At 33.7% G+C, this 13,745-nt stretch carries 13 protein-coding genes; 2 read left to right on the top strand and 11 right to left on the bottom strand.

Annotated features, from left to right (window positions below):
- Window positions 1–2: 2 nt before the first annotated feature.
- The 10 genes from mvaB to MKX31_RS10495 all read right to left on the bottom strand — a co-directional run bounded on the left by mvaB (window position 3) and on the right by MKX31_RS10495 (window position 8,765).
- The gene (gene mvaB, locus MKX31_RS10540; RefSeq protein WP_000775428.1) at window positions 3–914 is read right to left on the bottom strand and encodes a hydroxymethylglutaryl-CoA lyase; all 912 of its coding nucleotides are present in this window, start codon (window positions 912–914) and stop codon (window positions 3–5) included.
- 21 nt (window positions 915–935) lie between these two features.
- On the bottom strand, window positions 936–1,151 hold the full coding sequence (locus MKX31_RS10535) for an acetyl-CoA carboxylase biotin carboxyl carrier protein subunit (protein WP_001987345.1): 216 nt from the start codon (window positions 1,149–1,151) through the stop codon (window positions 936–938).
- 26 nt (window positions 1,152–1,177) lie between these two features.
- Window positions 1,178–2,515, bottom strand: a complete 1,338-nt coding sequence (locus MKX31_RS10530) for an acetyl-CoA carboxylase biotin carboxylase subunit (protein WP_000486754.1) — start codon at window positions 2,513–2,515, stop codon at window positions 1,178–1,180.
- Window positions 2,516–2,530: 15 nt separating this feature from the next.
- A complete protein-coding gene (locus tag MKX31_RS10525) occupies window positions 2,531–3,676 on the bottom strand; it encodes an acyl-CoA dehydrogenase (protein ID WP_000397276.1) in 1,146 nt (381 codons plus the stop codon).
- Between the two features lie 216 nt (window positions 3,677–3,892).
- Window positions 3,893–4,861 (bottom strand): YbgA family protein, encoded by a 969-nt coding sequence (locus MKX31_RS10520; RefSeq protein ID WP_340980753.1) that lies wholly within the window; start codon window positions 4,859–4,861, stop codon window positions 3,893–3,895.
- A 4-nt stretch (window positions 4,862–4,865) separates the two neighbouring features.
- A complete protein-coding gene (locus MKX31_RS10515) occupies window positions 4,866–5,519 on the bottom strand; it encodes a TetR/AcrR family transcriptional regulator (protein WP_064475284.1) in 654 nt (217 codons plus the stop codon).
- A 24-nt stretch (window positions 5,520–5,543) separates the two neighbouring features.
- On the bottom strand, window positions 5,544–6,563 hold the full coding sequence (locus tag MKX31_RS10510) for an ABC transporter permease (protein ID WP_098103539.1): 1,020 nt from the start codon (window positions 6,561–6,563) through the stop codon (window positions 5,544–5,546).
- Complete coding sequence (locus MKX31_RS10505; protein ID WP_064475282.1) at window positions 6,560–7,285, bottom strand: ABC transporter ATP-binding protein; 726 nt, start codon at window positions 7,283–7,285, stop codon at window positions 6,560–6,562. Before MKX31_RS10505 ends, MKX31_RS10510 begins: the two co-directional genes overlap by 4 nt.
- A 178-nt stretch (window positions 7,286–7,463) precedes the next feature.
- Complete coding sequence (locus MKX31_RS10500; protein ID WP_000548621.1) at window positions 7,464–7,715, bottom strand: hypothetical protein; 252 nt, start codon at window positions 7,713–7,715, stop codon at window positions 7,464–7,466.
- Between the two features lie 207 nt (window positions 7,716–7,922).
- A complete protein-coding gene (locus MKX31_RS10495; protein ID WP_340980750.1) occupies window positions 7,923–8,765 on the bottom strand; it encodes a metallophosphoesterase in 843 nt (280 codons plus the stop codon).
- A 644-nt stretch (window positions 8,766–9,409) separates the two neighbouring features.
- Here MKX31_RS10495 and MKX31_RS10490 point away from each other — a divergent pair.
- Together MKX31_RS10490 and MKX31_RS10485 are read left to right on the top strand one after the other, a co-directional pair.
- The gene (locus MKX31_RS10490) at window positions 9,410–9,979 is read left to right on the top strand and encodes a hypothetical protein (RefSeq protein WP_064475280.1); all 570 of its coding nucleotides are present in this window, start codon (window positions 9,410–9,412) and stop codon (window positions 9,977–9,979) included.
- A gap of 418 nt (window positions 9,980–10,397) precedes the next feature.
- A complete protein-coding gene (locus MKX31_RS10485) occupies window positions 10,398–11,798 on the top strand; it encodes a phosphatidylinositol-specific phospholipase C (protein ID WP_340980749.1) in 1,401 nt (466 codons plus the stop codon).
- A gap of 194 nt (window positions 11,799–11,992) precedes the next feature.
- On the opposite strand, the gene MKX31_RS10480 is transcribed toward MKX31_RS10485, so the two are convergent.
- Window positions 11,993–13,369, bottom strand: a complete 1,377-nt coding sequence (locus MKX31_RS10480; protein WP_064475278.1) for a lytic polysaccharide monooxygenase — start codon at window positions 13,367–13,369, stop codon at window positions 11,993–11,995.
- Window positions 13,370–13,745 lie beyond the last annotated feature (376 nt).

Here is a 13,745-nt window from a genome sequence, read left to right as displayed (position 1 = left end):
TCTCACCTACTTATCGTTTTATGTTGAAGCGCTCTATACACATGACTCGGTAATTGAATATTTAATTTACTTTGAATAAATTGACTTGCTCTCAATAACTTTTCTTCATCAATATTCGTCTGGACTCCTAACTTATGGAGCATATGAACTAAGTCATCGGTTGCAACATTGCCTGATGCTCCTGGTGCATATGGACAGCCCCCAAGACCACCACAAGAACTATCAAATGTTGTAATACCATATTCTAATGACTTAACTACATTGGCCAGAGCCATTCCATACGTATTATGGAAGTGCATTGCAAACTGCGAAGCATCATATTTCTTCAATAAATGTTCTAAAACTTGCTCTACTTGTAACGGATTCGCTACACCAATCGTGTCACCAAGAGATACTTCATAAATGCCGTATGAAAATAGTTGATTACATAATTCGTCAACTGCTGTGGCACTTATATCTCCTTCATAAGGACAGCCAAATACAGTAGAAACATAGCCTCTTACCTTTTTCCCTTCGAATAATGCCTGTTTTGTTATATCTTCAATTACAACTAATGCTTCTTTAATTGATTTATTAATATTACTTTTATTATGAGATTCACTTGCTGATAAAAAAACATTCACCTCATCTACATTTTGCAAAAAAGCTCGTTCCAAACCATTTTGATTTGGAACAAGCGCTGCATAAGTAACATTGGGATCCCTTTTCAGCTCAGAAAACACATCATTTGCATCTGCTAATGCAGGGACCCATTTAGGGTGAACGAATGAGGAAACTTCAACATACGATAATCCCGCCTCTGTAAGTAGTTGAATCCATTTTACTTTATCTTTTGTGCCAACAATCTTTTTTTCATTTTGTAAGCCATCACGTGGCCCGACTTCTTTAATGACAGCAAAATTAGGTAGTTTCAATTCGCTTCCCCCTATATCTCCCTATTCAATCTCTAGTAATACATCTCCTTCATTTACAAAATCGCCTTCTTGCACATTAATTTTCATAACTGTGCCAGCTTCTTCTGAAATGATTGGAATTTCCATTTTCATAGATTCCAAAATGACGACATCCTGCTCTTCCTCTACTGTATCTCCTACTCCTACAACAATCTTCCATACATTTCCTGCCATCGATGCATAAACCTTCGTCATCATTTTTTCCCCCTTAATATTGTTAAATCTTATTTTTTAACAAGTTGTTTCGTTACAAAACCCGTTGTATAAATACCACTTTTAAACACATCGTCTTCCAATACTTGAAGTAGCATTGGCGTGTTTGTTTTAATACCTTCTACTTTTAATTCTTCTAAAGCATCATGTAATTTTGAAATTGCTTCTTCACGAGTTTCACCATGAGCAATGACTTTCGCAATCATTGGATCGTAGAAAGGTGTAATCGTGACTTGATTCTCCAAAAAGTGATCAATACGTACATTTGATGGAAGCGTTAAATCTGTAATTTTCCCAGGTGATGGGAAGAAAGTTTTCGGATCCTCTGCATAAATACGTGCCTCAATGGCATGACCACTACGTTTTACATCATCTTGTGTAAATGATAGTTTCTCACCGTATGCAATTAAAAGTTGTTGTTCTACAAGATCTAAACCAGTAATTTCTTCTGTAACTGGATGCTCTACTTGTAATCTCGTATTCATCTCTAAGAAATAAAAGTTCTTCTGATCATCTACAAGAAACTCAACTGTACCTGCATTTGTATAGCCTAGAGCTTTAGCAGCTTGTACAGCAACTTCTCCCATCGCCTTTCGCGTACCTTCATCTAAAAATGGTGAAGGTGCTTCTTCAATTACTTTCTGATTTCGGCGCTGCACGGAACATTCACGCTCCCATAAATACACTGTGTTACCATGTGTATCTGCTAAAAGCTGAATTTCAATATGATGTGCATCTGCAATATAGCGCTCTAAATACATTTCTCCGTTACCGAAGAAGTTTTGTGCTCTTGTTTTGTTACTTTCAAATGCTTTGGTGAGCGTTTGCTCAGTTTCCATCAACTGCATTCCAATGCCTCCGCCGCCTGCGGATGCCTTCAGCATTAATGGATAACCAATTTGTTTTGCAATTTCAATTGCTTCTTCGGCAGTTTCAATATTTGTAGTAATACCTGGAACTACTGGGACATCTGCAGCTTGCATTGCAATACGAGATTCGATTTTACTTCCCATCTTCGTAATAATTTCTTCAGATGGACCGATAAATACAATTCCTTCTTCTCTACAGCGAACCGGAAAGGATGGATTCTCTGATAATAATCCATATCCCGGATGGATTGCTTCAGCATTTGTCTTCTTAGCTATTTCAATAATTTTTTCAAGGTTTAAATAGCTTTCTTGGACACGCGGTCCACCTACTAAGTAAGCTTCATTTGCCATTTTTACATGTAGGGCATTTTCATCAGCCTCAGAATAAATAGCAACAGTGCGAATGCCAAGTTTTTGACAAGTTTTCATAATACGAACTGCGATTTCCCCGCGATTAGCAATTAATATTTTTTGAAACATAGTGATTCCTCCTTTTTATCTACATCCTAAATGTCTTGCAATTACGAGACGTTGAATTTCAGAAGTTCCTTCACCAATTTCTAATAGTTTTGCATCACGAATATGTCGTTCCACTTCATATTCACGCATATAGCCGTATCCACCATGAATTTGTACCGCTTGATTTGCAATACGACTAGCCGCCTCAGATGCAAATAACTTTGCCATAGCCGCTTCTTTACCGAAAGGTTTATCATTATCTTTTAACCAAGCCGCTTTATGTACTAAATTACGTGCAAGTTCTACTTCAGTCGCCATATCAGCTAATTTAAATTGAATCGCTTGGAAATTAGAGATTGACTTTCCAAATTGTTGACGTTCTTTCGCATATTGCAGCGCACGTTCAAATGCAGATTGTGCAATACCTACTGCTAATGCTGCGATTGAAATACGTCCTCCATCAAGTGTATATAAGAATTGTTTAAATCCTTTATTTACATCACCAAGAATATTTTCTTTCGGTACACGTACACCATCAAGTACGATTTCACATGTATTAGAAGCACGAACACCCATCTTATCGTAAGGACTTGAGATCGTTAATCCTTCACTTGTAGTCGGTACGATAAATGCCGAAATACGTTTTCTACCATTATCTTCAACACCATTGATAGCGGTTACAATAATTGTATTTGCATACTCTGCATTTGTAATCCAACACTTTTCACCACTAATAACATATTCATCTCCATCTAATACAGCTTTCGTTTGTGTGCCGCCTGCATCAGATCCAGCGTTCGGCTCAGTTAATCCGAAAGCACCTAATGTTTTACCTGACGCCATTGGAACTAAATATTTCTGTTTTTGTTCTTCTGTACCGAAATAATAAATTGGAGAAGCACCTAATGAAATTGTTGCAGCGTAACTTAATCCTGTCCCACCACAAGCACGACCAATTTCTTCAACTGCTAACGCGTACGATACAGTATCGCCACCTGAACCTCCATACTCTTCAGGGAATGGGATACCTAATAATCCTAGTTCGCCCATTTTTTGAAATGTTTCATATGGAAACTCCGCAGTTTTGTCATAATACACAGCTTTCGGTGCGATTTCCTTTTCAGCAAAGTCACGTACCATTTCTTTAATCATTTGTTTTTCGCGAGTTAGAGTAAATTCCATTCCGCTACACACCCCTTATCGAATATTGAGTTTCGACAGCGTGCGAGTTTCTACTACAAACATTGCTTCTTAAAAGACACGAATATTAGTTAGATAATTTCTACAATTCTGTCATAACTTAATTTTAAAACAGATTCTGTACCAATGCACAAAAAAATTCCTACATTGTTCTACAACAACATAGGAAGTTTTGTGTCGAATTATGTAATTTATTGTTTAATAATCTCTACCTTTTCCCGAATCCGAAATTTCTACTAAAGCTTCAGGGTATGGTTCAAAATATGTTTGTCTTAATAAATACTTATCGTCAAATCGAATGGCCCATGATTTTAAAATTGTAAGTAAGCTACTAAGCGGGACTTTCTTTTCTATATACTTTTGTATCAAATCTAAAAAATGATCTTTTTCTTGTTTTTTCAACTTTGTTTTAAAATATCCAAAAATATGCTCACATACATTTACATTCGATGTATAGCGGGGGGTGCGCATAAATAATTCATATAAAGTCTTCTCATACTTATCAAATACAACTTCAATCGTTTCATTTTTTTGATTTGCAATAATACGCCCTAATTCTTTTTGTTTCACTTGATTATATGCCATAAATAAATACTTATAGTCTGATTGAAATGATACGAGTTCTTTTATGTTTTTAGTATGTTTAATCATTTTGTAATGCGCGATTGTAAACAGTCTTGTAAAGAAATGTTCTCTAATAATAAAATTCGACAATCTACCCTCTTCTTCAATTGGAAGATGCGAAAATTTTTTTATTACTGCTCCGCCAAATAAGCCAGATCCCTTTCCTTTTACTGGCGCTTTTTCAAAACCAGAATAAATTTTCACATCGCGCGTACCACAACTTGGCGAACGATTCTTTAAAATAAAACCATCCACATCGGATATCGTTTGTAAAAAGTCATTTGAAAATTGCTCCATTTTTTCAGTTACATCTTCTCGTGTCGACGGTTGCACAAGTCTATTTACGCCATTTTCTTCTACCATTCGTATCGTTTCGCGAAGTACTCCTAAACCAATTTCTACTTCTGGACAAACCGGGAGAAATGTAACAAATGGTTGCAAATTTCGTATTGTTACATCTGGAATCATCTCTGCATTATAACGACAGGCATCAAATTCTAAACATTTACTTACAATAATTTTCGGTTTAGCAAATTGGCGCATCACATTACCTCCGTGGTGTTAATCCGTACAATATAAATTGAATCGTATTTTCAATTTCCACTTCATCATCCCATTTTTCTTCAGGCAATAATAAAAACCTTGTTAATAGTAAACCTAATACAGCTGATAAAGTAAGACGTAATACAGAAGATGGCGGTATTTCAATAATCTCCCCTTCCTCTTGAAACTTTACAATTAACTTTTTAAAATGTGAAAGTAATTCTGTTTCTACTAAATGTTGTATTTCATTTTTTAATTCTGGCTGAAATGGCACTTCTTGAATTAATATTTTTATCATTGGAAAATGCTTTTTTGCAAATTCAAATCTATTATGAATAACAACTCTTAGAAGCCCTTCATATGATTCATACTCCGATTTAAATATTTCCTTTGCGAAGGCTTGTACGAAAAATGGCGCAGCAAACTTTGTTAATGTCGGCATGACGACCGCTAACAATAAATCTTTTTTCGTTTTATAGTAGCGGAAGATTGTTCCTTCCGCTACACCAGCACGCTTTGCAATCTCACTTGTAGAAGTTGATGCATATCCTTTTTCTCCAAACATATCAACAGCTGCCTCTAAAATACGCATTTGACGTTCATTTCGTTTATCCGTATTAGTTGCGGCAATTAATTCATCCAGCCAATCCTTCTTCATCTACAATGCCCCTTTGTATCATCATTATATTTTCCGATGTTTCTTTAATGCAAATACATTCCCTATTGCAAATAATAGAGAAAAAAGTAGTAATACAGTAAGATCTAATGCGATCTCTGTAAATCCTTGATTTCGAATCATCACTTGTCTCATTGCGTCAGCTCCATATGTGAGTGGAAATAATTTCCCTAACATTTGTAGCCACTTATTCATAGATTCGATTGGAAACAACCCAGAAAAGAAAATTTGTGGCACAATGACAAGCGGTATGAACTGGATCATTTGAAATTCATTATTTGCGTATGCTGATAAAAACGTCCCTAAAGTTAATGCCGTTAAAGAAAGCATGCATGTAATAAGTAGCGTTAGCCATATGGAGCCAGCTACATACAAGTCTAAAATATAAACTGAAAAATTCACGATTATAATTGATTGTATAAATGCAAAGATTCCAAAACCAATAATATATCCTACAACTATTTCCCATCTTCTCACTGGAGTGGACAATAACCTCTCTAATGTACCACTTAAACGTTCTCTAACAAAGGAAACTCCAGACAATATAAATACAAAGAAAAATGTAAAGAAACCAATCAATACGGGACCAAGCCCATCAAACATTGTAAAGTCTTTAGAGCCATGTAAGTAATTTACTTCAGGCTTCATAACTGATACATCATTCTTTTCTGAACTCTTTTGTAAAACTTGAAGTACAGCACGATTTTTTGATGAATCACTTCCTTCTAATAAAAGATTCATTTTCCCATTCTCTAAATAAATTATTGCATCTACCTTTTGCAGTTCTAACTCTGAAATTGCTTTCTCTTTGCCGTATTCATAAATTGAGGCTTCTTGAGTTTTCATTGTTTTTACAATAGGAGCAGGCACATCAACTACAGCGATATGCGGTACATAGTCTTTTTGTGTAAACACTAGAGACAATAACCAAAGTAATAACATGGGTGCCCCAAACATCATCGCTAACGAACGTTTATCTCGAAAAAATTGGCGAATAATACGAATGATTACACCAGTAACTCTCATGATAGGGCCACCTCTTCCAACAAAAAGACATCTTCAATCCGTCCTGATGATACCCGTTTTTTCAATTCTTCAGGTATTCCAGTCGCAACTAGCTTTCCTTCTCTAATCAACCCTAGACGCTCACAAAACTCAGCTTCATCCATAATGTGCGTCGTTACAATAATAGTTGTGCCTTTCTTTTTCAAATCATAAAATTTTTCCCAGATTGTTTTTCTAAGAAGTGGATCTATCCCCACTGTTGGCTCATCTAAAATTAATATTTCAGGTTCATGAAGGAGTGCTATCGCTAATGATAAACGCTTCTTCATCCCACCTGAAAAATGCTGCACTTGCTGTCTTATATGTTGTGATAATTGTACAAGGTCAAAAACCTCTTCGATTCTTTCTTTTTTATGTTTTCCCTTTAATCCATACATCGTTGCAATAAAATCTGCATTTTCATATGCTGATAGCTCTTCGTATAATGCATCAGCCTGAGCCATATAACCAATTCTTTTCATTTCATTTAAATTAGGCATGTTCGTGTTGTAAACAAGCACTTCACCTTCTGTTGCCTCATTAATACCTGCAATCAATTTAATAAGAGTCGTTTTCCCTGAACCTGAAGGCCCAACTAAACCAAATATCTCTGCTTTTTCAACTTGCAATGAAAGATTGTGTATTACTTCTTTTTTTCCAAAACTTTTTGATACAGTCCGTAAAATAATGGCAGGTTGCTGCACGTATTCTTCCTCCTTTTCAAAAATGAGTGAGTACTCACTTTCATTTTACTCTTGCGTAATTATATGTCAAAATTCATTGATTAGTATGTATTTTCAATCTTAAACAATGAAACAGAGTCGACATTAGAATATCATTTCTTAAAGTCGACTCTGTTTCATTTAAATTATATATTTCATTTTACGTTTTTAAATTCATATATTTTCTAATTCTAGCTACATCTAAAGAATATTCGATAACTAATTGCTGTAACGGTAATATAACTGTGTCGGGATATAAATGGGCATATTGTAATGTTTCTGCATATTTTTCTAACCTTTTTTCTAAATACTTTATAATTTGATCAGGATGACTTACTAATAAACATTTACAATAATAATGTATTTGTTCCTCAATCGCCGTATACTCTTCAATTTCATATTCTTTATGCATGTGTACACCCCTTTAAGTTTTTTCATGAATTACTTATCACACTTTTCACTCGACTAATTTTTAAGTTTTTTGATTATTTACACTATAACAAACTCTCTGGGTCAAATTTTGTTACTTTATGTAACGTAGAAAATTTTTAACAAAATTGTAATGTTAACTTGTATAAATTACATATGGCTTATTTTTCTATACAAAAAATCGTACAGTTCAATTTAACTGTACGACTACAAGTTCTGGTCTATTGAAAATCCTTTGCGGTATGATACTATTACCTAGTCCTCTATTTACTACCATAGACGTATTTTGTTTTTCATATAAACCGGCTGTATATGTAGGGAGAATCCCTTGATTTGGCGCAACTAAACCTCCGATAAATGGCAATCTAACTTGCCCTCCATGAGCATGCCCTGATAACACTAAATCTATTTGCTCATCAGCATACTCTGTTAAAAATTCAGGCCTATGGGATAGTAATACATTATATGTATCCGGCTGCATTTCAAATTTCGCTTTTATAATTTCATCTTTTACAACATTTCCTTCATCACGGTTTCCAGTAACAAATTCCGGATCATCAATACCAAGTATATGTATGTCTTGTCCCCCTATTTGAATACTTACATGTTCATTTCTTAAAACAGTAACATGATGTTGCTTCAACTCTTTCTCTAAATCATTATATTTTCCTGACCATTTTTCATGGTTTCCTGTCACAAAATATATAGGATACTCCTTTACAAGCCCTCGTATTAATTCCAGACTAACTTCTGCATCGTATGATTTACTGTCAATTAGATCACCCGTAATAGCAATAATATCTGGATTTATGCTTTTTACTTTTTGAATTAAAGTTTTTTGATTGTCGCCAAATTTTTTATTATGTAAATCTGAAATTTGTAGAATTTTAAAACCTTTAAAAGAAGAGGGGATTTTATTAGATGTTATATTAACTTCAATTATACTTATTAAATTGTTTTGTGAATATAAAAAGATACTAAAACTTACTAAAATACTAATAAGTAATATGATTCTTTTAGTCTTTTTGTTCATATTTCCTCCTAAAATCTTGATCAGTACTACAGTTCACAATAAATATTACGTGCCCTTCGCATTCAGAATAACTGAAATTTTTTAATTGATTTGTAGTATTTGTTATAGTTTTATACGCCACTAATAAAATTTTTCAATCTCATTCGTATTAGCTCATTCGCTATAAAGTGGAGCTTTGATATCCTAGTTGTCGTGCATGAGTGTATGATGTCATGCTCATTTTTCAGTGAATTTATAGCGAATCACTGGAAGCTCTTCATCATATTATTATTTATCTTACTTAGTTTGATAACGATATAACGATAATTCCTATAGTTTTTTATAAAAAAATTGTGTACTTTTCTCAAATTATATACGACATTTGCTTGTAAATATATTATTACCACTCCGATTTTAATTTGTTTAAAACGTGCATAGAGAGAATTGAAACACTAAATTACCTTATGAAAAGTTATTATTGTGCCATTTGTTAGAAAATTGAAAAAACATGTGTAGATAGATATCATTGTAAATGAATATATAATTAATTTTGATTTTCTGACATAATTCTTAACCTAGTTTTTGCGTGCATTATGAAATAAAATATTGCCCCATGTCAGTCTTTAAAAAATTATATATCATTACTTTAAGGGAGGAAGAAAACTATGAAGATGAAAAGAAAAATCATGATGACGACAGCACTTGCAGCTACATTAGCTACAGGTGCACTACCGACTACATCGGTGTTTGCTGCAGAAAAAGAGGCTCCTATCCAACAAAAAGAGGTACAAATGAGTATTCAACCATTCGCACAAAATAATTTGGAAACAGCGGTTAAGGCTGCCTTAAATGGTCCAGAAGTTAAAAAAATTAAAGTATTTGAGCATGAATTTAATGTAAAACCAATTGAAGTAGTAAATTTAGGTGGCGGTAAAACATATGTTAAGGGACAAATTTCTCATCATTTAAGTTTTCGTCCAGATGATCAATTTTATTATGAGTTTACAGTGCAAGATGGAAAGGTAATAGATAAGCCTGTATTTAATATTGATAGAGGTGGTTGGACACCATTTGCTGCTCCACTTTTATCAATTCTTGCTGCTTATAATGGGATCCCAGTTAATCCAAATGATTTAAATGCACTTGGTCAGCAGATTGGGAAAGTTATAGATGGCAGCTGGGAACATGCAGCCCAATCTATCGCAACTGTAGTTAGTTTAAGTTTTAATGAATAGAATTTTTAAATTTTTATTAGCATTGTAGAGATCCACTTTTCCTAAGTAGCCTTGTTATAAGAAATTCTGAAACAGCTATTAATAGATTTTTACCACTCAGTCACATTATCTTGATTTGTTAACCAGCTTATCATTCATTATATGTCATAAAATAGAAGTCTTTTTTAAGGCTTCTGTTTTGTTTGTATACAATACGATAAAAGGTTGTTTTTTCGAGTCCATACTTCGATTCTTTAAGAATCCGTTTGGCTATTAGGTACAATTCATTACAACAAATTATTAAAGTCTCAAATAACTTACACCTCCTATTTTTTAATTTTTTTCAAATACAACAATTCATTATTTAAAGAATGACAACAATAAATATAGTAAAAAACCATCTTATTTTAACTATTGTTTAAAGGTCAGGAGAGATAAAATGAACAACTTCTTTAAAATTAGCATCCTTACTTGTTTTACACTAGTAAGTTTAAGTACACCATCTACTATTTTTGCTGATAGTCATCCCGGTTATTCCTATGAATCCAATATAGGCTATCAAAATCCAGCTTGGATGTCGAAAGTAGCAAATTCAATAAAATTAAGTGAATTATCTATTCCAGGGACTCACGGTACAATGGCTTTACATGGCGCAAGTTTTCTTGATGAAAATTTGACAAGAAATCAAACTATGAGTCTACCCCAACAATTAAACTCTGGAATTCGATATGTAGATATGCGTGTTAAACGTGTAAAAGATTCTTTTGCAATGTACCATGGTATTGCAAATCAAAAAGCAGTGTTTGAAGATGTATTAAAAGAGGCAATTCAATTTTTAAAAGATTATCCGACAGAAACAATTTTAATGCGCTTAAAAGAAGAAACTACTCCTGAAAGTGGATCACTATCATTTGAGGAGATATTTTTAAAATATAAAAACGTTAATGCTTCATATTTTTGGGACCCTAATTCCGTACCAACTACAGATAGAAACAACCCTACTTTAGGAGATATCCGGGGTAAAATTGTAATCTTACAAAACTTTACATCCTCTCAATATTACGGTGTTGATTACGAAAGTTTGAATATACAAGATAAATTTGAAATTGGAAGCGGTCCAGACGAAATATATGGAAAATGGAATGCGGTAAAAACCCATCTACAAAATGCAAATACTAACTTTAATAATGGAAAAATATATCTCAACCATTTTAGCGGTACAGGTGGTGCAGCTGCATTTTTAAATAATGTATATCCATGGTTTGTTGCAAGTGGAAAAGAGAACAGAAATACTGATAGTAATCCTAAGTTGATTCAAACGAATTTCACTAATGCGTGGAGTGATTTCCCCCGCGATAAAAATGGACAAGTATATTATGGTGGTATGAATACACTTGGGACCGAACTCTTGCAACAAGGTGGAATTAAACATTCTGGTATCATCGCAGCTGATTTTCCTGGGCCAGGTTTAATTGATAGTATCATTAAATTAAATGGTATACATTCGAATGAAAAAGAAGTATTAATTTCGCAGATTTCATCCGAATCTAGTCCTTTATCCGGACAAAAAAACCGATCCAGTCAAAACTTTAAAATTGATAGTTTACCTGTAGGTACTAAGGAATTAAAATGGGTTATTGAACCTTCAGAAAAAGATTATCCTTCTTCTATTTCTTTCAATGTAATGATCGACGTTTCCCTAGGTACAGATTCTACTCTTTGGAAAAATATTCCACATGGATCTAGGACTGAAGCCTACACAAATACTAAATATTATATTGCAAGTCCAATTGGTGCCACTAACAAATTCACAGTGAAAATATACGCTATTACAAATTAAAAAAATAAAGAATCCCAATGGAATTCCTTTTTGATGGAATACCATTGGGGTTCTTTTTTGATTTCATTACGTAAACATTAAGATGGTGATTAAATTTACTCACATATCATTTAAACCATTAGATAATCTGTATTTGGAACGACCTTGAATTTTCAAAAAGAAATCCCAAAATGTTAACTACCTTTTCCAGCTTATCATTTATTCAAAACTGGCTTCCAAAGTGATAGGGCAAAAATCCAATTTGAGTCGCCGTTCCCTTGATAATCTTGAACCGCTTCATACACTTTTCCCTCATGTACTACTCTATCACCTTTAGTATATGCCTTTCTTGCATCCCATTTTTCATATGTGGAATCCCCTGACTTTGTTGTTACATTCAAAACATCACTTCTACTAGATTCATTTCCAGCTAAATCAACCGCCGTCACTACATACTTATACGATGTATTAGCCTTCAAATCTTTATCCATAAATGATGTATTATCAGCTGCCCCAATTTTATTCATAACCCCAGCGCTTTCTCTATATACAATATAATGGTCAACACCTACATTATCTTCAGACGGACTCCACATCAAATTAACAGTTGTCGCTGTTGTACTCATACTATGTAATCCTTTTGGTTGAGTCGGAGCCTCTTTATCTGGAATTTCATTTGTTGTCTTAGCCTTTAGTTTTTCACTTTCTTTTGATATGTTTCCAGCAGCGTCTAATGCCTTTATTGTATAGGTATATTCCGTATTTGCTTTTAGTTTTTTATCAGTAAAAGTTGTACCTGGTACCGTCCCAATTACTTCTCCATTACGTAACACTTGATATTCTTTTACGCCTATATTATCAGTAGAGGCCTTCCATGTTAGTTCAACACTATTGGCAGATACTTTAGACGCATTTAATCCCGTTGGTTGACTTGGAGCTACTGTGTCGGGAGTTTCATTATTTACTAAATTTACATCAATTACGTTATAAAACGCATTTGACGTATCTGCTACATCCCATACAGCTAAAATAACATGATAACCATTTCGATCAGTTGGTACATTAATTGTATGTGTTAAATTATTTGATGCGGCCGAACCGTCATGGTTCACAGTTCCAATTGGTTCTAATTCAGCACGTGTTAATGGTTTATTAGGATCCCATCCCTTTTTTGTAATGTAATAATGCCATTTACTTGTAGAATGTGCCGCTGTGTATTTCCATGTAAATGTATTTGCTCCCCCCTTTATTGTGTTTTTGAACCAGTGATTTGATGTTTGTTGGTCAAGAGTCCCTCCAAACAGTCCTCCTGCCGAAGCAATTTTCCCATCAATCGGTCCACCATCTGGGAATCCTTTAGGTGCTTCTAGACTTTGAGGTTCGTACATTACATTTCCACAATTTAAATTTAATGCTCCATAATTCTGACTACATAAAGCAGCACGACTACTCGGCTTTTCAACAAACCCATGTGCATATGCACTTTGAGGAATCATTGTAATTGCCGTCACTCCTGCAGCTAAAACACAAGCACCAATTCCTTTTTTACTTTTTCTTAATCTTTCTAACTTAGATGTTAATTTCAAATTCATACTTGTCCCCCCAATATATTGTTTACGCTAATATAATAGCAATATAGGGATAAACGAACAAATCACCTACTAATATATTAATAGTTCAATAACATAAACACATTTAGTTTATTTATTAACCTGATATGGGGCTAAATTAAGCAAATTAATTCTATTTTGTAACATTATGTAGTAAAGAGTTTATAAAAAACCAATAAAGATTCACAAAAAATCCAAATATCGATTACGGTTTAATATTCTTACTTTTTGGTATATTGAAGTTTATATTTTCAAAATAATATAATTCCAGAAACGCCTTACACACATATTGTACAATTCCAATATACGATTCATATTAACTTAATATACGGTTTAAATAAATCTCACTTCACTATGG

The organism is Bacillus sp. FSL M8-0063 (assembly GCF_038005545.1).
In the GTDB taxonomy this organism is placed as follows: Bacteria; Bacillota; Bacilli; order Bacillales; family Bacillaceae_G; genus Bacillus_A; species Bacillus_A wiedmannii.
Note: the sequence above shows the minus strand (reverse complement) of the source record. Positions and strands in the feature narration are given on the sequence as shown.

Bases quoted from the DNA above. Each gene is read 5' to 3' on its own strand.
- MKX31_RS10520 (WP_340980753.1), bottom strand. From the start codon at position 4,861: ATGCGCCAATTTGCTAAACCGAAAATTATTGTAAGTAAATGTTTAGAA.
- MKX31_RS10510 (WP_098103539.1), bottom strand. From the start codon at position 6,563: ATGAGAGTTACTGGTGTAATCATTCGTATTATTCGCCAATTTTTTCGA.
- MKX31_RS10500 (WP_000548621.1), bottom strand. From the start codon at position 7,715: ATGCATAAAGAATATGAAATTGAAGAGTATACGGCGATTGAGGAACAA.
- MKX31_RS10495 (WP_340980750.1), bottom strand. From the start codon at position 8,765: ATGAACAAAAAGACTAAAAGAATCATATTACTTATTAGTATTTTAGTA.
- MKX31_RS10515 (WP_064475284.1), bottom strand. From the start codon at position 5,519: ATGAAGAAGGATTGGCTGGATGAATTAATTGCCGCAACTAATACGGAT.
- MKX31_RS10535 (WP_001987345.1), bottom strand. From the start codon at position 1,151: ATGATGACGAAGGTTTATGCATCGATGGCAGGAAATGTATGGAAGATT.
- MKX31_RS10490 (WP_064475280.1), top strand. From the start codon at position 9,410: ATGAAGATGAAAAGAAAAATCATGATGACGACAGCACTTGCAGCTACA.
- MKX31_RS10525 (WP_000397276.1), bottom strand. From the start codon at position 3,676: ATGGAATTTACTCTAACTCGCGAAAAACAAATGATTAAAGAAATGGTA.
- MKX31_RS10480 (WP_064475278.1), bottom strand. From the start codon at position 13,369: ATGAATTTGAAATTAACATCTAAGTTAGAAAGATTAAGAAAAAGTAAA.
- MKX31_RS10530 (WP_000486754.1), bottom strand. From the start codon at position 2,515: ATGTTTCAAAAAATATTAATTGCTAATCGCGGGGAAATCGCAGTTCGT.
- MKX31_RS10485 (WP_340980749.1), top strand. From the start codon at position 10,398: ATGAACAACTTCTTTAAAATTAGCATCCTTACTTGTTTTACACTAGTA.